This window comes from Paenisporosarcina macmurdoensis (genome assembly GCF_042658845.1).
Taxonomy (GTDB): Bacteria; Bacillota; Bacilli; order Bacillales_A; family Planococcaceae; genus Paenisporosarcina; species Paenisporosarcina macmurdoensis.
Map to the genome: position 1 here is coordinate 142,768 of NZ_JBHSRI010000002.1, position 21,365 is coordinate 164,132.

20 protein-coding genes are annotated in these 21,365 nt (G+C 36.6%); 11 read left to right on the plus strand and 9 right to left on the minus strand.

Translation table 11 applies throughout. The features are described 5' to 3' along the window. The first annotated feature begins 19 nt into the window (after positions 1 to 19). A complete protein-coding gene (locus ACFPYN_RS00680) occupies positions 20 to 1,318 on the plus strand; it encodes a Zn-dependent hydrolase (protein ID WP_377731950.1) in 1,299 nt (432 codons plus the stop codon). A 66-nt stretch (positions 1,319 to 1,384) separates the two neighbouring features. Here ACFPYN_RS00680 and ACFPYN_RS00685 read toward each other — a convergent pair whose 3' ends face one another. Continuing rightward, positions 1,385 to 2,239 (minus strand): dimethylarginine dimethylaminohydrolase family protein, encoded by an 855-nt coding sequence (locus ACFPYN_RS00685; RefSeq protein WP_377731951.1) that lies wholly within the window; start codon positions 2,237 to 2,239, stop codon positions 1,385 to 1,387. 171 nt (positions 2,240 to 2,410) lie between these two features. Here ACFPYN_RS00685 and ACFPYN_RS00690 point away from each other — a divergent pair, with 171 nt between their 5' ends. Next, positions 2,411 to 3,145 (plus strand): YqcI/YcgG family protein, encoded by a 735-nt coding sequence (locus ACFPYN_RS00690; protein ID WP_377731952.1) that lies wholly within the window; start codon positions 2,411 to 2,413, stop codon positions 3,143 to 3,145. Positions 3,146 to 3,580: 435 nt separating this feature from the next. Beyond that, on the plus strand, positions 3,581 to 4,576 hold the full coding sequence (locus ACFPYN_RS00695) for a YecA family protein (RefSeq protein ID WP_377731953.1): 996 nt from the start codon (positions 3,581 to 3,583) through the stop codon (positions 4,574 to 4,576). A 70-nt stretch (positions 4,577 to 4,646) separates the two neighbouring features. Here ACFPYN_RS00695 and ACFPYN_RS00700 read toward each other — a convergent pair whose 3' ends face one another. Beyond that, positions 4,647 to 5,567: an LCP family glycopolymer transferase gene (locus ACFPYN_RS00700; RefSeq protein WP_377731955.1), complete on the minus strand. Its 921-nt coding sequence runs from the start codon at positions 5,565 to 5,567 to the stop codon at positions 4,647 to 4,649. Between the two features lie 258 nt (positions 5,568 to 5,825). Between ACFPYN_RS00700 and ACFPYN_RS00705 the strand changes: the two genes are divergently transcribed. After that, positions 5,826 to 6,095, plus strand: coding sequence for an excalibur calcium-binding domain-containing protein (locus ACFPYN_RS00705; RefSeq protein ID WP_377731956.1), 270 nt, complete (start codon positions 5,826 to 5,828; stop codon positions 6,093 to 6,095). 95 nt (positions 6,096 to 6,190) lie between these two features. Here ACFPYN_RS00705 and ACFPYN_RS00710 read toward each other — a convergent pair whose 3' ends face one another. From ACFPYN_RS00710 to ACFPYN_RS00720, 3 genes are all read right to left on the minus strand, one after another. Continuing rightward, complete coding sequence (locus ACFPYN_RS00710) at positions 6,191 to 7,066, minus strand: SDR family oxidoreductase (RefSeq protein WP_377731958.1); 876 nt, start codon at positions 7,064 to 7,066, stop codon at positions 6,191 to 6,193. Between the two features lie 245 nt (positions 7,067 to 7,311). Next, entirely contained in the window at positions 7,312 to 8,655 is a 1,344-nt protein-coding gene (locus ACFPYN_RS00715) for a copper resistance CopC/CopD family protein (RefSeq protein ID WP_377731959.1), read from the minus strand. Positions 8,656 to 8,763: 108 nt separating this feature from the next. Then, positions 8,764 to 9,228: a GNAT family N-acetyltransferase gene (locus tag ACFPYN_RS00720; RefSeq protein WP_377731960.1), complete on the minus strand. Its 465-nt coding sequence runs from the start codon at positions 9,226 to 9,228 to the stop codon at positions 8,764 to 8,766. Positions 9,229 to 9,518: 290 nt separating this feature from the next. On the opposite strand from ACFPYN_RS00720, the gene ACFPYN_RS00725 reads away from it, so the two are divergent. Next, on the plus strand, positions 9,519 to 10,025 hold the full coding sequence (locus tag ACFPYN_RS00725) for a hypothetical protein (RefSeq protein ID WP_377731961.1): 507 nt from the start codon (positions 9,519 to 9,521) through the stop codon (positions 10,023 to 10,025). A gap of 77 nt (positions 10,026 to 10,102) precedes the next feature. Beyond that, complete coding sequence (locus ACFPYN_RS00730; RefSeq protein ID WP_377731962.1) at positions 10,103 to 10,822, plus strand: gamma-glutamyl-gamma-aminobutyrate hydrolase family protein; 720 nt, start codon at positions 10,103 to 10,105, stop codon at positions 10,820 to 10,822. A gap of 236 nt (positions 10,823 to 11,058) precedes the next feature. On the opposite strand, the gene ACFPYN_RS00735 is transcribed toward ACFPYN_RS00730, so the two are convergent. Beyond that, positions 11,059 to 12,558: a UDP-N-acetylmuramoyl-L-alanyl-D-glutamate--2,6-diaminopimelate ligase gene (locus ACFPYN_RS00735; RefSeq protein WP_377731963.1), complete on the minus strand. Its 1,500-nt coding sequence runs from the start codon at positions 12,556 to 12,558 to the stop codon at positions 11,059 to 11,061. A 255-nt stretch (positions 12,559 to 12,813) separates the two neighbouring features. On the opposite strand from ACFPYN_RS00735, the gene ACFPYN_RS00740 reads away from it, so the two are divergent. Beyond that, positions 12,814 to 13,773: an NAD-dependent epimerase/dehydratase family protein gene (locus ACFPYN_RS00740; protein WP_377731964.1), complete on the plus strand. Its 960-nt coding sequence runs from the start codon at positions 12,814 to 12,816 to the stop codon at positions 13,771 to 13,773. 515 nt (positions 13,774 to 14,288) lie between these two features. Here the strand turns inward: ACFPYN_RS00740 and ACFPYN_RS00745 are convergent. Next, on the minus strand, positions 14,289 to 15,020 hold the full coding sequence (locus ACFPYN_RS00745; RefSeq protein ID WP_377731965.1) for an NADPH-dependent oxidoreductase: 732 nt from the start codon (positions 15,018 to 15,020) through the stop codon (positions 14,289 to 14,291). A gap of 144 nt (positions 15,021 to 15,164) precedes the next feature. On the opposite strand from ACFPYN_RS00745, the gene ACFPYN_RS00750 reads away from it, so the two are divergent. Together ACFPYN_RS00750 and ACFPYN_RS00755 are read left to right on the plus strand one after the other, a co-directional pair. Continuing rightward, positions 15,165 to 15,554 (plus strand): STAS domain-containing protein, encoded by a 390-nt coding sequence (locus ACFPYN_RS00750; protein WP_377731966.1) that lies wholly within the window; start codon positions 15,165 to 15,167, stop codon positions 15,552 to 15,554. 139 nt (positions 15,555 to 15,693) lie between these two features. Beyond that, positions 15,694 to 16,998 carry a general stress protein gene (locus ACFPYN_RS00755; protein WP_377731967.1) on the plus strand — a complete coding sequence of 435 codons (1,305 nt, stop codon included), beginning with the start codon at positions 15,694 to 15,696 and terminating at the stop codon, positions 16,996 to 16,998. 340 nt (positions 16,999 to 17,338) lie between these two features. Here the strand turns inward: ACFPYN_RS00755 and brnQ are convergent, their stop codons facing one another. Beyond that, entirely contained in the window at positions 17,339 to 18,658 is a 1,320-nt protein-coding gene (brnQ, locus tag ACFPYN_RS00760) for a branched-chain amino acid transport system II carrier protein (RefSeq protein ID WP_377731968.1), read from the minus strand. Positions 18,659 to 19,350: 692 nt separating this feature from the next. Here brnQ and ACFPYN_RS00765 point away from each other — a divergent pair. Next, on the plus strand, positions 19,351 to 19,890 hold the full coding sequence (locus tag ACFPYN_RS00765; protein ID WP_377731969.1) for a C40 family peptidase: 540 nt from the start codon (positions 19,351 to 19,353) through the stop codon (positions 19,888 to 19,890). Between the two features lie 75 nt (positions 19,891 to 19,965). On the opposite strand, the gene ACFPYN_RS00770 is transcribed toward ACFPYN_RS00765, so the two are convergent. After that, entirely contained in the window at positions 19,966 to 20,523 is a 558-nt protein-coding gene (locus tag ACFPYN_RS00770; RefSeq protein WP_377731970.1) for a biotin transporter BioY, read from the minus strand. 170 nt (positions 20,524 to 20,693) lie between these two features. Here ACFPYN_RS00770 and ACFPYN_RS00775 point away from each other — a divergent pair, with 170 nt between their 5' ends. Next, positions 20,694 to 21,308, plus strand: coding sequence for a 3'-5' exonuclease (locus tag ACFPYN_RS00775; RefSeq protein ID WP_377731971.1), 615 nt, complete (start codon positions 20,694 to 20,696; stop codon positions 21,306 to 21,308). Positions 21,309 to 21,365: the final 57 nt, after the last annotated feature.

A 21,365-nucleotide genomic window follows, 5' to 3' on the forward strand; every position in this document is an offset into this window, starting at 1 on the left:
GAGAAAGGGGAAAGAAAATTTGTCAAAGCGATATGATTTGGAACAACTATTACTTGCCGATTATGATCATATATGGTCAAAAAATGGGGTTTCAGGTGAACGAATTGCGAAGAGACTAGGTGACTTATCAAAAATCGGATTGACGTCACAACATGGTGTTTCTCGTGTGGGGTTTTCACCTCTTGAGCAACAAGCAAAAGAACTAGTAATGAAGTGGATGAAAGATGCCGGAATGTCGGTTACCCAAGATGGTGCTGGGAACGTGATCGGTCGAATCGCAGGGCAAGATAATGAAGCAGATTCGATCGCTTCTGGTTCTCATGTTGATAGTGTTCCAGAAGGAGGTCATTTCGATGGACCCCTTGGTGTTATCGCTGCGCTTGAAGTCGCGGAATCTTGGAAAGAGCAAGGAATTATCCCTAGCAAACCGTATGAAGTTTATGTCTTTACTGATGAAGAAGGTACTCGTTTTAATGGTGGATTAACTGGAAGTCGTGCCATGACAGGTGCACTGGATATGAACACTCAAGTGACATTAAAAGATGTGGATGGTTTAACTTTCGAAGAAGTGTTAATGACAACCGGGAAAACACTAGCAGGCTTTTCACAAGCGAAGCGCGAAAATCTAGGCATCGAGAGATTTATCGAAGTACATATTGAACAAGGAAAAAAATTAGAGCAAGCAAATTTACCAGTCGGAATCGTAAAGGGCATAGCAGGTCCTTCATGGACGGAAATTATTTTCGAAGGCAAGGCCGGACACGCAGGTAACACGCCAATGAATGATCGTCAAGATGCGCTGTCAGCAGCTTCTGAACTGATCTTATATATTGAAAAAGCTCCATCATTAGTCAGTACTACTGGTGTTGCTACGGTTGGTAAAATTCAAGTAGAACCGAATGGTGCAAATGTGATTCCAGGGAAAGTCACCCTTATTACAGATATTCGTGATATCGAAGAACATTCACGTGATCAAATCGTTTCCAATGTAGTAACTAAAGCCCATGAAATTGCACCGTCTCGAAATGTGAAAGTGACAATAACAGAAAAAATGCGAACACCACCAGTGCCGATTGGTGAAGAAATGACTGGAATTTTAAACACCGTATTCGATGACATGAAGATCAATAAAGAATATCTCGTTAGTGGTGCAGGACACGACGCGATGATGCTTGGTGCACAAATTCCGGTAGCGATGATCTTTGCACGCAGTAAAGATGGCGTAAGTCATAACCCGGCAGAATGGACAACACTGACAGACTGTACAGTCAGTGCGCACGTACTAATGGCAGCTATTGAAAAGTGTATGAAACAGTAAAAAAATGTCATCCAATGCCCAAGTAAGTTGGTGTAATGGATGACATTTTCTATCTATAAGCTGCGTTTAGCCCCGATTGATTGGCATGGTACAACACCTAAAAGATCCACCAGACTTTATAATCTCAGAGAAATCCACTTCAATAACCTCATAACCGTGGCTTCGAATTTCTTCATTGACCTGAGAATTAATCGGCAAGCTAAAGACTTTTTTATTGCCAATAGACAACACATTCGTGCCCATTGTAAATTGCTCTTCCTTAGTCACTTTAATTAGCTTGTAACGACTGGCTAGAAATTTTAACGTTCGGACTTCAAGAGCTTCAGGAAAAATTAATGCTTCCGTTGGAGAAAGAATATTAAAAACACAATCCAAGTGTAAATATTTTGGGTCAAAAGGAACCATAATGATTTCATAATCCGGTAAATCAGTTTTAAGATGTTCAATTGCAGATTGAGATGTTCTGTGGCTTAAACCAATAAAGATGGTTTTCCCATCAATAATAACATCTCCGCCTTCAATATGATTTTGTGCCAATTTTTGAAATGGCACATGGTGTTTATCCAACCATTTTTGAAGAACGGTTTCTTCACCTTGGCGAATCGAACTTGCCATTTCAGAAACAAAAGTTTGGTTTCCAAGCGTGAAGCCAATATCTCTTGTAAATACTTGTTCTGGGAATGAAGCATTGGCAGCTAACGTAATTACATCTATTCCTTCATCTCGCATCTTGGCTACAAAATCATGATGTTGTATTAACGCACGTTCGATATTAATATTGTCATGTTGATATTGTTTTTGTACATCATTAATGATTTCATCAATGGCCATAAATTGAGGTTCACAAACGATTACTTTACGTAAAATATCATATTCACTCTGACAATTAGTTTGAATCGTCTCAATACTATCCATGCTCATCTTGGTTCCCCCATAAATTAGTTTTCATTTCCTTGTTATTCCCGATTTACAGAGTTTTTAACTTGAAAAGTGTAAGAATTTTCAATACTAAAATTTGTTTTAAAAAGATTTTATAAGGGTAGTTCGTAAAATATAGTGAAAATACATAAATTGTATGGTGGAGGGGATTGTATGTTAACAAAACAACAAGCGTTACTAACGAAAGACGATTTTTTGACGCGAACGGATTTACCGGAATGGCTACTACATGAATATCAAACATTCCATAACATAGTAACGGATAAAACATTCCCATGTTACTTCGGAATGAGTGGTGAGCTAAAAGGGGAATTACGCTATGGTTTTATTACACAAGATGACTGGTCTAATTTGCCCAAAATTGTAGAAGGTTTTCTAGACTTATTTCAAGATCCTAAACATAAGCGCCATGGTTTATTTGTCTTTGTTGAACCTTTTGAAGTTGAAGGGGATTTACAACGATATCGCCAACAATTTTGGGACATTTTGCAGTATTTGCATGACGTGGATTCTGTTGAATGGCCGACCGATGCACCACATGATCCAGAACATCACTTATGGGATTTCCGCTTCCAAGGTGAACCGATATTCGTATTTGGCAACGCACCAGCTTACAAACAACGCAAGACACGTCATTTAGGAAATTCAATGATACTAGGATTCCAACCACGGAGAATTTTCCAAGGCCTTGAAGGAACAGAAAAAGGGGGCATCATGTCACGTGAAAAAGTACGTGAACGAGTTGAAGTTTGGGACCAATTACCAACACATCCCGACATAAGCCATTTTGGTGACCCGAATCACAATGAATGGAAACAATTCTTTATCGGTGACGACATTGAACCAATAAAAGGGAAATGCCCATTTAACCATAAAACAATGAAATAATATCGAATCCACTCTATGGAACGCTGGAGTGGATTAATGTATTGTGGGATTTTATTTTGCATTGGTAGGAGATTTGTGAGCTGATCACTCATAGCATTGGAGACATGAAAGCGTCCAAAGCAAGAGCTCCTATAAAGATATCGAAAGCTAATTTGTTAAGGACATCCACTTAATGTGGATGTCCCTATTTTTGGTGAAGCGCCGATAGTCGACACGAAAGCGCTCATAGGGGATAGAAATCCGCTGATAGACGACAGAGAACCGCTGATAGCAATGTCTTTTCCGCTCATAGGAGACAAAAAACCGCCGATAGCATTGTCTTTTCCGCTCCTAGACAACACAGTCCCGGGTCCCAAGCCCTTTGTACCCTGTATTCGCGGCGGTATGCATGTTACACTAGGGCGTAAACTTTATTAATTGAAGGACGTGTTTTAAATGGTAGGACGTAATGATCCGTGTCCATGTGGCAGCGGGAAAAAATACAAGAAGTGTTGTGAACGTAAACAAGCGGTCTCGATTGAAGACGTTCGTACAGAGGAGTTAGATCGCGTACTCCAAACTTTTTATGATGAATATCCAGAACGAAAAGACTTATCTGACTTGTTAGCTGTAATCAATGATTGGAAATCTAGATTAGACCGATACTTTCCCGAAGAAATGATTGAAGCCATTGCCATCGATGAATTTTTCTTCCACACAAAACCAGAAATTTGGTTAAAGTATATTGAAAAACAACAGAAAAAAGCGGTTCGACCAGCTGTGGAAAATGTCTTGAAACAGTGGAAACGCCCGACCGTTATTGTGGCAGAAGTGATGAATATTGAAGAACAATTTATGTTAGTCAAAAATATATTCACAAACGACATGCTATATCTAAGACGCGAAAGTGAAAAACCTGTTCCACTAGGCGTGCATGTATTTTGCTTCACATTGCCAGATGTCAGCCTGAAAGAAAATCACCATTTAGCGATTTCGAGCTTAATATTCATTCCAACAGACCATACAGAAGTGGTCACTTCTTTCGCAAAATCAATTGCTGAAAAAACTCAAGAAGAACCAGCTGTTTCCATACAGAATCATCTCATTGAATTGTGGGAACGTCTTGGAGCAAATGGCTATAATGGTGGAGAATTTACCGAATTTGAAGCAGGCATCCTGATAGATATCATGGAACGTCTAGAAAATCAAAATCGTAATCCTAAACCCTTACTAACTATCATTGAAGATTACTTAGTGACAAACCAACCAAACGCAAGAAAAGAAGCGGCCGTTGCTGCTGGTGCCATTCGATTTGGTCAAGAACATGAACTATTTGAAGGGCCATATTGGAGTATAAAAGAAATCGCAGAATGGTATGAAGTGTCGACTCATTCATTAAATAAGTATTACAAAGATATTAATGAATTCTATTCTGTCAGCACCATAAAATAAGTAGTGTAGCCCGCCGAAGATATAATTTCGGCGGGCTTTATTGTTAATTTCTTTTAAGGGAAAAAATCAGTTATTCTATCAATTCTAAATGTGTTTTCAATTGATTCTGTATGGCCTCAAGTTCTTGTGAATCAAGCATGTAATACCAGATTTGTTGTAAAGTTTGACCTTGTCCCTTTTGAAAAGAGAGTGATTCTACCTCATTGATTGCCTCATAATAATCCTTCGATATCGTCTTCATTTCGTCGAATGTTAGATTGGTCCTAACATGATCTCCCACTAGACCTAATAATTCTTTATACTTCCACACACTATTAATAGATTTAAGTTTATCAATAATCGCATCGAGAACAATTTTTTGACGTTCTTGTCTGCCAAAATCCCCATTAGGATCGTCATACCGCATGCGAACAAAAGCTAATGCTTGTTCACCTTGTAAATGAATGGGACCTAGTTCGTACGTAAATTGATCCACATCGAATGCTAAATTGTTTTCAACCTCTACGCCTTCAACAGCATCGACTAAACCGATAAAACCTTCCATATTTATGGAAATGGTGTAATCGATAGGTATTTGCAATAAATTTTCAACGGTAGCCTTTGACATTTCAACCCCACCAAAAGCATAAGCGTGATTAATTTTATCTTCTTTTTCAGTACCAATAATCTTTGTGTAACTATCCCTAGGAATACTGATCATCTTAGTCGTATTATTATTCGGATTTACTGTCACAACAATCATTGTATCTGCTCGGCCTTTATCATCTTCTCGCTCATCAACTCCGAGTAATAAAAAGGAAATGGGTTGTTTGTGTTTAATTGGGTCAGGAATTTCACGGTAAGTGGAAACAGGAATTTTTAATGGCAAAGGTTCTTGCATTCTTTCAACAGTGGATTCAACAGATGAATAAATACTGAATAAGCCAATTCCGGTAATGACAATAAGTAGACTGATAATCATAATTGCTTTATGACTCATGATCCATTTCACTTGAATGCGACACCTCTCCCGACAATATATCCAGAAGTATGGGCATTTAGAAGGGAAAAATAACAATTTTATGAAAGTGATTGTATGGTCATCTTAAGTCTTTATATTCATCGCTAATTTAGAATCAATTATCCGAATCTCAAAGGCATGTTAAAACGCTAAAACAATAATTCGTGAAACCCTATTAATTTAACTAGACAGCTTGATGATATGTAAAGTATGATAATTGTAAATAAGTGTTATTGGAGGAATTATTTGATGAAAAAAGGTATGGCTATGCTCCTTTCACTTATTCTAGTGATGGGCTTTATGGGATCAATACAAGTGGAAGCAGCCGCTAAAGTGACATTAAAAACGTACAAAAATTGTACTGAAGTTAATAAAGTTTATCCAGGTGGAATTGCACGCGCATCAACTGTGAAAAACAAAGGTGGAGCGACTAAATATAAGCCTTTTATTAATCAAAAACTGTACGATTTAAATAAGAAAAGTGATCGTGATAAAGATTTAATTGCTTGTGAAAGATAATCATTACATTTGAAAAATCCCATCGAAACTCGATGGGATTTTATTTATAGAATCTAACAACGGGAAGGAAGGACATAGTCTTTCCAGCTTCCACATTAAGAAGTGACGAAGTCCCCACCGTCTACATGAATAGTTTGTCCAATCATGTAACTTGAATCTGTGGATGCTAAAAAAACATAGGCTGGTGCGTTTTCAGCAGGTTGGCCCCGTCTTGCCATTGGTGTGTCATCCCCAGCTTTAGCCACTTGTTCTTTTTCAAATGTGGCAGGAATCAAAGGTGTCCAAATTGGTCCAGGTGCTACTGCGTTTACACGAATGCCTTTATCAATTAGGTTCAGTGCTAATGAACGTGTAAAGGTGGTGATTGCACCTTTGGTAGCTGAGTAGTCGATTAAATGCGGAGACCCTTTATAGGCAGTCACCGAAGATGTATTGATGATGGCATCTCCTTTTGAAAGATGGGGAAGGGCAGCTTGAGTTAAGTAAAACATCGAAAAAATATTCGTCGAGAACGTATCTTGTAACTGATCAGGTGTAATCTTTAAAAAATCTTTTGTTGGGAATTGTTTTCCTGCATTATTGACTAGCACATTCAACTGTCCAAATTCTGTTATAACTTGGTCAACTACATCTTGGCAGTTCTCATCATCGCTTAAATCAGCAGCAATTTTGATTGCTTTTCCACCGTATCCCTCAACCAATTTCACGGTTTTTTCAGCATCTTCATGTTCATTCAAATAGGCAATGGCAATATGAGCACCTTCCTTAGCATAGGCAACTGCTACCGCACGTCCAATTCCGCTATCACCACCTGTAATGAGAGCCACTTTTCCTGTTAATTTACCAGATCCACGATAATTTTTATCATCGTATATGGGTTGAGGATGCATCTCTGATTCCAGTCCAGGTTGTTGGTCTTGAGTTTGTCCTTTTATCTCATCGTGAATTTTCTCGTATTTGTCTTTGGTCATAATTAGCCTCCTATAAATATTGATAACCAAATTATTCCCTAGAATTGTTCATTCAAACGTACAAAAAAACGTTGCCACGAAGACTACGTTAAATTATAGAATAGATTTTTATGATTAATGTTGCATTTACAATCTGTTGAGTCTGTTTGAAATGTAAGAAGTATACAGTTCTTTGGATGGGCGTTTTACTACAAGGGTTTGAAATGATTTCGGTTAAACGTATTCAAATAATAATGAACGTAGCTTTATATGGAAGAACTAAGCTGCGTTAACACTCCAACAATAAGTAATATTGTGATGGCAAGAACCACATCAAAGTATAGATAGCGTCGATTAGAGAGTGAGCCATTTTTGTTCATATGTCGTCGAATGAAACCTCCTAATATAAACACTCCAATGACTGTTGCAATTTTCGCAATTAACCAGTATCCCCAAGTTGTCGTCCATAAAGCCGAAATGGACGGAGCTAATAGCCATGCGTAGATACTGCCTGTCACCGTTAAACTAATGATGCTAAGCAAAGCCATTTTTGAAAAAGTGGGAATAAACATTTGAGCCGTGCCTTTTTTCCACAAAATAATGACATAGTATAAACCAGCTATCCATAATGCTGACAGCAATAAATGGATGAAATTCAAGCTAACTGTTAAAGCTGGCACATTTGTAGCAATTGCATGGCTGTTTAAGCTTTTTGCGATTAATATTCCTGATACCCATGCAAGATCTACATACCGATTACGTCCGATAATATAAAGACCTAATACCGTAATGACGAGAGCTGCAGTCCAAAATTGACCAATCTCTGTTCTTAGAAATAAATCTTGCCATGTGACACCTTCAAATACTCGCGTAAAGTTCCGAGCTTGAGACCAAGTAAATAGCGCAAGCATTGCCAAGTGAAGCACTTGCATTCTCGCCAAGTAAGGGACATTATGTCCTTTGAATCTCCATAATAATGAACCGGTTAATAGTAATAATGACAATAAGTATAGTGACTTAATGATGGAGGAAAGAGGAGTAGCAGTTTGATTTTGAGTTTCTTCTGCATCATTTGAAGATGCCATAGTCATTGGAGATTGCTTATTTGTTTCATTTGAAGGTTCAGTTGATGGTTTAGATGAATCAGTTTCATATTTAGCTTTATTATCATTGTTGGTATCACTAGTTGTAGGAGATACTACAGCAGAATTTTGATTGTCCTCGCTTGAAGTAGCAGGAGCTATTTCATTAGTTTCAACAGTAAAAGAGATCGTTCCTTCAATTGGGTGGCCATCTTTTGAGATGACCGAGTAAGGAACGGTTACTAATCCAACTGTTTGATCACTAAGAGGAATGGTTAATTCATCTTTTGCTGAGTTTAAAGAAGGTTCTCCCGATGCTATAGATGCACCTTCGTTATTTAGGGCATCTATTTCAAATACCTGATTGTCTATTGTCGTCGTAAACTTAAGCACTACTTCAGTAGGTGCAGTTTCTAAGATGGCTCCGTCAGCAGGGGAGCTCGATGCTAAATCTGCATGTGCTCCTGTTGTTGCTGAATATATAAATACACTCATGGTCATACATAACATCATAATAATTGTTTTCATCTTACTCACCTCTTTTCTAAATCCTTTCAGAGAAAACGAAAGAAAAGGTCTAAAGGATTAGTTTCAAACAAAAAAAGCGCTAAAAAGTAAATTTAGCTGAGCTGTCCACTAACATAAAGACTTCAAGAATTTCACTTCTCCATCTGCTCGAAATTGCTCTAGGTACCCTAATTTACCATGAGCAACGATGCTTCCGACATTAAAATCTTCTGTATCAGAGGCAACTTGCTCATATCCCATTTCGGCAGTCCACGTTTCAGCAGCTTCAATTAAGATTTTTCCATATCCCTTCATTCTATATAAATCTTTAACAAACCATCCTTCTATGTAACCCGCTTGACCAAACTGTTTATGTGCATGTTGATGAATGGCAGCCTCTAAAAACCCAATTGGTTCGTTTTGTTCTTCAACTATAAAAGCTTGCAAAGTTAGAGGGGAATCCAATTGTTCCAAAATCTCTTGTATGTGTTTTTCTGTTGGGCAATCCGGCCATAATAAAGCTCTCATCTCTAGCCAACATGAAAAATCATGATTTGTCATTTTTTTTACCGAAATATTTGTACTATTTGTCAAAAGAATCATCCCCTTCTATTTGGATAAATGAATTTTGTAAAGTAATTATAAATTTAATAGATCTTGCGGACACCTAAATATTCATGTGATACCTGAAGGCATAGAAACGGAATCCCAACTGTCCTTATGCGTAAAATAGCTTGTAAAACAGTGCAAGGTTTTTACTTTGCAAAATCGATGCCACAAAATAAATATTAATTAAGCCTTTCAGTTTTTTGGAGAGTTTTATATTTGCTTACAGGAATTGTAACGCTGTATAGCGAATTTATTGAGATATAGGGGGCTAACATTTGAAGAATATCATAAGTCGCATATTGTTTATTGCTGGCATCGTCGTCATTATCTTAGGATTTATTGTTTCATTAATGTTCACTCAACATGAAATTGTAACTGAATTTGGAAATATTTTCTCAATTTTCACTTTATCATTTTTGCTTATCCATGTGGTAATTGGAATTGTGCTAATTGGTTTATCCGAGATTATTAAGCTCTTACAAGTGCTTGTGAACCATCATGTAGAGAATGAGGCGATTGTGAATTCACCAAATAAAAAGCCGAGTGTACGCAATGTTAATTATGAAAAAGGAGTTCCCGCATCTATTAAGAAAGAAATTATCGATTTTTATGCTGACCAATTAATTAAAATTGATGATATACATGTAACAACTATCGCAGATGTTTATGTAGTAAACCGTGGAAATGAAAAGGACTTAATCGAATTAGGGGGTTTCCGTCCAACTATCATTCCAAAAGGTCGTATTAATAAGAATTCTGCATTACGTGAATTATTGGAATAGTTTGTCACGTTTTTTAAAATGATATTAAGGGTATGTTTTGTTGTAGAGCAAAGCTAACTAAAGAACGGAGAATATAGATGAAACCAATTGTTGGAATTACTGCAGAAGTACAAAAAGACGGTAGCTACTATATGCCACCTGTATATCCAAATGCCATTACTCAAGCTGGAGGAATTCCACTATTAATTCCACTCATACCAGGAGAAGATTTAGAAGCAATGTGCAATCAAATAGATGCGCTATTTGTAACAGGAGGCGAGGACATCGATCCTTCTTATTATGGTCAAGAACCTCATGTGCATTTAGGTAAAATCGCGCCAAAAATAGATGCAATGGAACATGAACTCGTTAAAAAAATGTTAGAACTGGATAAACCATATATCGGTGTATGCCGAGGACTTCATATGCTAAACGTAGCTACTGGAGGCTCGCTTTACCAAAGTATCCATTCGCAACGTGAAGAAGCGGTTATGCAACATAAGCAAGATGCGGAAAGAACTCATCGTTCACATCCTGTAAAAGTTGAAAAAGACAGCCGTATGTACGAAATGCTACAAGAAGATGAATTTAGAGTGAATTCGTACCACCACCAAGCATGTAATGAAGTAACTGGTCCATTAAGAATTGTGGCACGTGCTACAGACGGTATCATTGAAGGGGTTGAAAGTACGGAACATTCTTTCGTATTTGGATTCCAATGGCATCCAGAGGAATTTGCACAAGTTGGTGACGAACCATCAAAACGCTTATTTAAAGCATATATTGACGCAGCAACGAAACGTAAAAATAAAAATTAATCATAAAGAAAAAGAGCTTCTGGCATTTGCCAGAAGCTTTTTTTGTTAGAAAAGGATAGATTCGCTGATAGAAATGACAAAACCGCTGATAGCCAACAAGAAACCGCTCATAGAACAACCAAATCCGCTGATAGTCGACAAAATTTCGCTCATAGAACAACAAAAACCGCTCATAGACCCAATTTAACAGTCACACCAAAAAAAACCTTCAGGCTCGGGGCATGAAGGTTTAACATTTACACGCTAAGTTTTGTATTGTAAAAGAAATCATGAATGATGTCTTCATCAGAATGTGGGATATATTCGCCACGCACAATTTGTGCACCGTTTATGCAACCACTAGTTAGTAATACGATATCACCAGGTTTACTTGCTTCCAAAGCTTTTATGACAGCTTCATGTCGAGACGGAGCTGTCAGTACTTCTTGCAGATAAGGTACTTGGAAACCTTTTAATACAGCATCAACAACTACCCATGGATCATTTTCTCCGGGATGATCTACCGAAACGACTAAGACTTCAGCTTTACCTTCTGCGGTTTTCGCCATTTTTGGCATTTTCGCAAAATCTCGGATGCCAATACCGGTGATTAAAGTAATCAACCGTTCATGAGGCAATTTTTTCACAGCTTTCATAATAGCTTCTAATGCCACTGGAGTATGCGCATAGTCTAAAACGATTATCCGGTTATCAGGCCCGTTAATTACTTGAAAGCGACCATCCACTTGTTGCATTTCAGGTAAAACCATTAAAATCTTTTCAATCGAAATGCCAGCAAATAAAGCAGCACCAATAGCAGAAACTAAATTCCCGACATTATATTCTCCATATATAGGTATACTGATTTGATGAATTTGCCCTTTATAAAGCAAATCGAATGACATTCCATCTGCTAGATGATGAATGTTGGTCCAAATTAAATCTGCTTGAGAGTCTGTATTAGAGGAGTATGTCAATAATGAACCTTGGACAACTTTAATAATGTCTTTGCTCATGCCTTCATCATCTAAATTGACAACACTTGCTTTTGCTTGTGTAAATAAGCGCAGTTTACACATCTTATAATGATCAAACGTTTTGTGATACTCCATATGTTCTTCTGAAATATTTGTATGGATTGCCACATCAAATTCAAATCCACCTACTCGATATTGATCTAATGCAATTGATGAAACTTCCATAGCAGCAGCTTTATCTCCACGCTTTAAGAGCTCACTAAAGATGGCTTGTACATCTGAAGACATTGGCGTTGTTGGTGTGCTTTTTTTAATATGAAGAATTTCATTTGATGTAAAGATTCCATTTGTACCAAGCATTCCACAGGGCAAGCCTAATAAATTAAATAAGTTTCTGACGTAAGTTGCAACTGTCGTTTTTCCATTTGTCCCAGTTACGCCTACCTTGAATAATTTATCAGCAGAATGATGGTTAAATTCAATGGCTGTATATGCTAATGCTTCACGAGAATCTTGAACCAAAACAAAAGAAATATTGGCATGTAAAGAAGCATACTTTTCGATTGTTACTTTATCGGACCCTACAATAGTTGTAGCTCCGTTTTGAATTGCTTCATCTATGTATAAGTGTCCATCGGTTTCTTCTCCAATGATACAAAAAAAGGCAAACTGGTGTTGTACATCTCTAGAATCGTATACAATCCCTGCCGTAGGTTGAGTGGTGGGTCCAAAAACATGGAGCGTTTTAATTTGGGTAAGTTGAGTCCATTGAATATCCATAAAATGCTCCTTTTGTTCAATAAGATAAGTTTAATTGTAACATTACACAAAACAAAACAGTAGCAAAATTCGACAAAATACGAGTATTTGCCCATAAAAGAATCTCCCCTATTTCTATATCCATTCTCAACTTTTTAAAACCTCATATATTATAAATTAGTATGCTTTAAAATCAACAAGCAATGCTCTGAAAAAAATGTTTAAAGGATTTTTTTAATTGGCGAAGAACTTCTTGTATATGGAGGTGGAGGAGTAATGAAAATTTTAGTATTGGGTGGAACTTCTTTTGTAGGTCGTTATTTAGTAGAAGCAGCAGAAAAAAATGGTCATGAAGTGGTGTTATTTAATCGAGGCAAAACAAATCAGGAAGTCTATAAACACTTAAGACATATCCAAGGTGATCGAAGAAAAGATGCAGAGTTAGTAGGGGAAGAAGAGTGGGATGCAGTATTTGATACGTGTGCTTACTCTCCTCAAGACTTACAACCGATGCTGGATATATTAAAAAACAAAACAAAATCCTATATGTTTATTTCTACAATTTCTATTTATGATGACTATAAAAATGGACGACCACATGAGTCTAGTTCGACTTTCAATCAAAAAATCGAAACAGATGAAGTTACGGGTGTTACATATGGTCCTTTAAAAGTAATGTGTGAACAATTAGTGAATGACACATTTAATAAACAGGCCTTAATCATTCGTCCTTGTATTGTAGTTGGCCCAAATGATCCGACAGATCGATTTACCTATTATGCCAAGCTATTAGGGAAATCTGGTAAAGTTGCTGTTCCCGGAGGAGATGACCCACGTAGGAAAGTTCAATGGATTGATGTACGTGATATGGCCAAGTGGATTGTGCAGATGGTCGAAGAAGGTAAAACAGGAACGTTTAATGTCGCTTCAAATCCGCTGTCGATGAATGAATTCATTAATGAAACCGCTAGTGCGGATATCGAAAAAGAGTGGATTTCTGATGTAGATTTAGAAGAGGCTGATTTAGGCGTGCGAAGATATCCATTTTGGATGCCCATGTCAAAAGATTTCCCAGAAGGTTTCTTTGTTGTTGAAAATCAATTAGCAATAAACAACGGATTGACTTTTCGACCATTGGCTGAGACTGCTCAGGATACACGAGAATGGGCGTTTGATCGCGAACTAAAAGCAGGACCGACAATAGAACAAGAGCAAGCATTTCTCAAAAACAAGTAGTCGATTTGTCACGACAAACCTTTGAGATGTTTAATAAAGTAGTGTATACTTGATTCAGAAAGACTAGGTGTGTCAGCACCTAGTCAACAATCGCTCGTGTACGAAATAGCGGTTGGTCCAATTTTAGTCAGAAATAGTCGTCTCGCCTAATCAGTGAGGACGGCTATTTCTTTTTAGTGAAGAAAATGACTAGTGAAACAACGATTGAAAACCCACCGATCATCACAGTTGCAAGTTGCATTAGTAAACTCATCGATTCAAAATTAGTCATAGCATCACCTCCATTCTCATGGAAGTGACCATCCGCTACCTCTCATTCGCCATTGTTGCTCTTATTATAACATAAATAGAATATATGTTCGTATTTTTGACTAGAAATAATTTGTTCGCTTGTTAAACTCTAATCTTCTACTTTTGGTCAAAGAAAAAACAGCAACTCATTAAGCTGCTGTTGTAATAAAGATATTCTTTTGTTATTCGAACCATTAAAAACCCCATCTAACATCTAAATAGAGTTACTTCCAAGAAAATCCCTTATCTTCTAAGAATTTTTTCAAATGTGTTCGACGAGGCACTTTTAGGAATTCTGCCATAGATTTAGTCCAGTTTGCTACTTTTTGATTAGAACTTCTGGACGCATAATATTGTTCCATCGTTTTGTCGTAGGTAGGTAACAAAGTATTATATTTTTCACTGTCATAGCCATTCTCATGTAGGATTGCCTCTACTGGCAATCGTGGTTTAATACCATTTTGTTCATTTGGCACGCCCATAGTCATAGCAAATACTGGAAACACGTTTAAAGGAAGATTTAATAACTCGCTAATTTCAGAGGGATTATTTCTTACTCCTCCAATATAGCAAATGCCATAGCCCTTAGATTCAGCAGCTATTGCTAAGTTTTGAGCGAATAGAGCAACATCGATCGTTCCAACCATCACATTTTCAGCACTATCAGTAACAATATCTGTATCATTTAATTGACCTGCAATACGGAGTCTTTCAAAATCCACGCAACATACAAATACTGCACCTGCTGTTTCCATCTGTTGCGGATTTTTAGAATAATCACCAAGTTTCTTCTTAATTTGTTCATCAGTGACCCAAATTACACTATAAGCTTGGACAAAATGAGAACTTGCTGCATGTTGAGCAACGGCAATGAGTTCAAAAACTTCTTCTTTTGAAAGTTTGTCATTTTTATATGTGCGAATAGATGCATGGGAAGATAAAAGATTTAACACCATAAAGAATCAGCTCCTTTATTAGTATCGTACCAGAAAGGATGCTAAGAGAGAGAAGGAGAGACCTTTTATGCATCAAAATAGTGAACTTTATCATTACTTACTAAATAAAGCGAAACAATTAACGGATGGGTTGAGGTTCAAGACTTGTTAGCAAAGAAAAGATTAAGAAGTCAGCAAGAATTAATTAATGAATTGAGTGCTCCTGTCATAAAGTTACAACGTCATATCGGATTGCTTCCAGTAGTTGGTGAAATTGATACTCAACGAGCTAAATACATACTTGAAAATACACTTAATGAGTGTTCAAAACAAGGTATTACCCACCTACACATTGACTTATCAGAGGTAAATATGATTGACACGATGGTTGCCATGGAAATTTTCCGATTAATTGATGCATTAAAAATTGTTGGTGTTAAGACCACTTTGTCAGGTGTTAGACCTGAATTTGCTTTAACAGCTGTTCATCTAGGATTAGATTTTAAAAATATTCAAATTACCGGGAATCTATCGCAAGCATTACAACTAAAATAAATTAAAGCCTTTGCTTCAAATAGCAAAGGCTTTAATTATGACTTTTATTACAAATTAATTAAAAATTCTCAAAAGTGTTTAAGTTGAATTCATGGTGGGGTAGATAGACTGTAACCACAAAACATAAGGAGGAACCACCATGAATTTAAAATCGAATCGCCAAATTGAAGTAGCTCGTACTGAGGATGAAATGTATGAAAAATTAGAGCAATTAAAAGCACATGGGTATGCTGAAAGCGATATTCATGTAGTTTCTAAAGAACATACACATATGAGCACACTAAACCGTCATTCAGAAGTATCGACACACGATGCTGGTACTTTTATGGATAAATTCAAATCTTGGTTTACAGGTGAAGATGCAGTAACTGAAGGCTTACGCAAATTAGATTTGAATGAAGAAGAGACTCAACGTTATTCAAAAGATGTTGCAAGTGGAGGCTTTGTCCTTTATACAGAAGGATCGAAAGAGGGAGTAGTTCATTCACCTGAAAGTGAATTTGAAGAAGGTTATGATACGTTTGGTGCTACTGGAAATAGTTATGAATCCTACAGTGGAGAAGCACATATTCAACCAACTGAACCGGGCTTCGAAAATACTTCTCATAATGACTTGACCACTACGGCAAAAACCGAATTTGTTGAGTCAAGATTCAATGAAACCGATTCGAATGTAGTAGGAAATGAAAAATTCACAGGGCAAAATGATTCGACTACATTTGGAGCTGCAGAACCACGTAGCGAGACAACATTAGAAAGCCATAGTGACGACGAACCAAAAAGTAAATATTCACAAGAGCAAGGATTTTCACCATCGACTAACGACTTAGTCAATGAAACAGATGGTCGCTTCGATGAACCTCAAGATCGTTTTGCTCGAGGAGAAACGTTTGCAACAGATCCTAATTTAGCAAGAGAAGAAGACCATATTGGCCATTCAACACAAGAAGATAAAATGGTTCAAGAACATCGTCCTACTATTAATGAGAAGATTACAAACGAACAACAAACAGATGGCTTCCAATCACCTGGTGCAGATCCAAACTTAGGGCCAGCTGCATTTGGCATTAACGAAGAAAACGAATTTCCTTCTGGAGACATGAAGAACGATTTTGATAAAGATCCTCGCGTTCAAGCAGGAGATGAAGAACGAGTTTTTGGTACAGAATTTACTTCCGGCAAGCACAATGAACCGACGAATAAAGTAGAAGAAAATAAACTAAATCAAGTCAGTAACAAAGAAACTGATGAATATGAAGAAACTGGATATGAAACAGATGGACATGGAAATGCATTTGCGTTCGACACAAACTCTACTGAAAATGAAATTCCTTCAGGTGGAGTTGACGACGATGAAGAAGAAGTCACTACTGACCAACACAAAGAACGATTAGAAAGTGACCGAATCCGTAGTGAAGTACATCCATACAATAAACTATTTTAAACTTTAAATAATGTAACATATCATTGTTTAACCTTACTTTTGCTATAAGACCCCCTTATAGATAGAAACCCCTTGCAGACTTCAGCGGCTGCAAGGGGTTTTGTGTATTGAGGAATATACTTAAGATTTATTGGGAAATAATAATATTCAAATATAGGTAATAATATACCAATTCGCTCTTTTGATTCCAGTAACATCAAGAGATATGCAAGAGTCGAATGAAATCGACCTCTAAATGTGAATGGTTATGACTTCTAAAGTATCAGCCAGTGTAGATTTGACTCATGTAGAGTCTGGAAAATATTTAAAATATTCATGGCGATGTGAGTACACGTAGAGTTCATTTTTTAATTTTATAAATGATGAAACCAATAATCCCGCCAACAATTCCAGGAATAAGCCAACCAATTCCTTGACTATAAAGTGGTAGGTTAGTTAATACAGCTTCAACAGCAGGGAACGTTATTTTAGCTGCTTTAAAGCCATCAAAAATACTAATAAAACTTGTGAATAATAATGCTAGCCCATAAACAATAGGCGCTCGATTAAATGATTTATCAATGAAAGATAAAATCATTAATACGATTGCTAATGGGTAAATTGCCAATAGTACTGGAACCGAGAAACTAATGAGCTGAGTCAACCCCACATTTGAGATAACTGCACTAAATCCAGCAAATATAAAGACGTACATTTTATAAGAGACTTTTGGCGTCAACTTTTCAAAGAATTGGGAAGCTGCTGCAACTAACCCAATAGATGTAGTCAAACAAGCAAACGCAATGGTAATTGCTAAGATAATACTACCAAAGCTTCCGAATAAAGCATTCGAAGATAATGCTAAGATTAAACCGCCGTTATCTTGAGTCCCGATTGCTTCAGTACTCGTTGCACCGATATAACTTAACGAAATGTAAACAAGTGATAATCCGACTGCGGCAATAACACCAGCGAAAATTGTTGATTTTACCAATTCTTCTTTACTACTTACTCCCTTATCTTTAAGGGCATGAATGACAACAATCCCAAATACTAAAGCGGCAAGGACATCCATTGTTAAATAGCCCTGTAAAAAGCTTTCGAAAAATGGACTTTCTTTGTAAGCTCCTTGCGTTGGTCCGATATCTCCCATAGGTGTAATCATGCTTTTAATTGTTAATAAACTTATAACCACAATTAATATTGGTGTTAAGATTTTTCCAATACGATCAACTAATTTGGTTGGATTTAAAGCAAATAACACGGTGACAACAAAAAACAATATACTGAAAACTAATAATGGCCATGCTTCGAGCAACCATGCTTCAGGTAAAAAGGGAGCAACTCCAATTTCATATGATACAGTCGCTGTTCTTGGAATAGCAAAAAGAGGTCCAATGACGAGATAAACGACTACGGTAAAGATTAAACCGAACATTGGATGGACGCGACTCGCAATTTCTTGTAAATCTCCGCCTGACTTCGCAATTGCGATAACGGCAAGCAAAGGTAAGCCCACACCAGTTATTAAAAAGCCGAAAATGGCAATTACTAACGATTCTCCAGCTAACTGACCAAGTAAAGGTGGAAAGATAATATTCCCAGCCCCTAAAAATAAGGCGAATAACATCAAACCAACTACTATATTTTCTCCTACCGATAATGTGTCTTTTGTTTTCATTTAATTAAATCTCCTTTTTTAAAAAATATCAGAAAGTATAAAAATTCGATTCATGAAGGCGTATAGCTCCAATCGTGAGCAAGCTTGCCCGGTAAAGGAATAGGAATGGGTTTTATTTACCTGTATTCCTTCTATCATAAAATCAGCTTACTTGTACTTTTCTTATTTCAAGTAACAATCATCAATTATACATGAAGCGCTTTCATAAAACTAACGAAATTGTTAAAAATGCGAGAAGATTCGAAACATTAAAGAGAGAAAACTACATAGGAGGTAAAATTTGTTATAGTAATTAAAGCAGGTGTGTAATAGATTGATTGAAAGGCAAACTATATAAAGAGTCCCACGCAAGCCCATTCTATTATAAAAGATAAATATTATCGTCAAAGGCATTTTTAAGAATTAATGGAATGGTGGATTAGCATTTATTGTATTTCAGTATATTTCGAGCAATATAGTTAAATAGGATAAGAAATTTCGACTTAAAAATGACAAGACACACCAAATATTTCCCGGGCAATACATAATAAACTGTATTATTTTAATGGAAAAAAAGGTTATATCCTAAATATGGGGAAGTCTATGTAAATAAAACTATTGACTGAATTTTCATAATTCATTAGAATGTGATAAAAAGGTACAGGAAAATGGAGGATGTACAATTGCTGAAAAAATTGATGATAATTTGTCTTATGTTAACAACAATAAATATTTCTTTAAGTACAACCGCAGATGCTGCAATTACTAAAAAAACGCATATATCATCAATGGCACAATTAAAGAAATCTGCTAAATTTATGAAAAATATTCAAGTGATCGAACCATTGGCAGGCCCAATCTCTACAAACGGAAAAGACGTATATGCAAGTATTGCTTCAATTGCACCTGGATTTGTAGGAGTACCGTATGTTTTTGGTGGAAAAACACCGATAGGATTCGATTGTAGTGGATTTATTTATTACGTTCATCAATTTGCTGGACTAGATATTGTTCGCATGAGTGCAGAGGACTATTACAAAAAGGCAGCAAAAGTATTACTACCGGAAATTGGTGATCTCGTTTTCTTTAAAGATACATATAAAGTAGGAATATCTCATATGGGTATTTATATGGGTAGCAATAAGTTTGTTCACGCAAGTTCTAAAGGGGTAGAAATTACAAATCTTGATAATGTATATTGGCAAAAACACTTTGTTGGATTTAAAAGATTTAATATGGTAACTACTAATTAAAAAAACAAGCACTGGATTAAACTTCTCCAGTGCTTGTTTTTTCTACTTTAACGATTAAATAATGACAAACTGTTTTTAAGATGCAATTGAAGCGGGTAATAGCTTTGCAGATGTTAATCGCTTACGTACTAAAATCCCTACAGTTGCAGCTATTACTGCTTTAATTATTCCTACTAGTATAAATGGAGTTACACCGCCTGTAATAGCAGCCATCCAAGTTAATTCTGCAACGAATTTTAACCAGATGGCACCGAATGTTAAAGTAACAATCATGCCAATAATATTTGCAATGATTGCAGATGTAAGCGTAAATCCAAACCGTTCTACTATCCAGCCAATTAAGAATGCCGCCGGAAGAAAACCAATAATATAACCTCCAGTTGGTCCAAAGACAACACCTAGTCCTGAAGACATCCCACTAAATACGGGTAACCCAGCGATTCCTAGCATGATGTAAACAACAACAGATAAAGTACCGTATTTTTTACCTAAAATCGTTGCTGCTAATCCAATAGCAAGTGTTTGTCCAGTAATCGGAACTAGTGGAAGTGGTATTGTAATTTGTGCCATAATACCGATAATTGCAGCAAAAAGAGCAGTAACAATTAACATTTTTAATTGATTATTTCGCATTATTTCATCTCCTTTATTAACGTTAACTTAAATATATTATTAGTTAACGTAAAATAATCATATTAAAAGTTTGCTCTTTCGTCAATAGTTGCTTAACTTTTCTAACTTTTGGGTATATAGTTCAATCAATAGGTAGTCTAATAGTTGGAAGAGATTCGGAGGGAAACGAAATGGATGATCGACGCATAGATGCAGGAGAATTGCTAAGACAAAAATCACGTCAACAGTATTGGGCGTCATCAAGACGAACGCCAACCCCGAAGAAATATAATCCTTCCGTGAAAAAAGTGAGTGATTATGTGGTCCTTGATTTTGAAACAACTGGATTGCGACCAGGGGCTGACCAAATTATTCAAGTAGGAGCAGTTAAGTATCACAATCATGAACAAGTAGATATCATGAATCAGTTAGTAAATCCGTTACGCTCAATTTCAACTCGTATAACTTCATTAACCGGGATTACTAACGAAGCGGTTAAAAATGAACCGAAAATTGAACGTGTAATGAAGGAACTAATTGAATTTATAGGAGACCTTCCTATTGTCGCTCACAATGCTTCCTTTGATATGGGGTTTTTATACGCACTAGAGGACAAAGTTGAGCTTCCAGCATATACAGTAATTGATACGTTAAAACTCTCAAGGAAAATCATAAATAATACACCCAATCATAAATTGACAACATTAGCGCATTATTTACAAATTGAACATAATGCTCACGATGCGTTAGGCGATTGTTTGGCAACAGCTAAAATTTATCAATATTGTTTCTCCCACTCTATTTAACTTTCACAGTTAAATAGAGTTTTTTTTGCATTGGATGTTGACAATTTATTTCGGTCG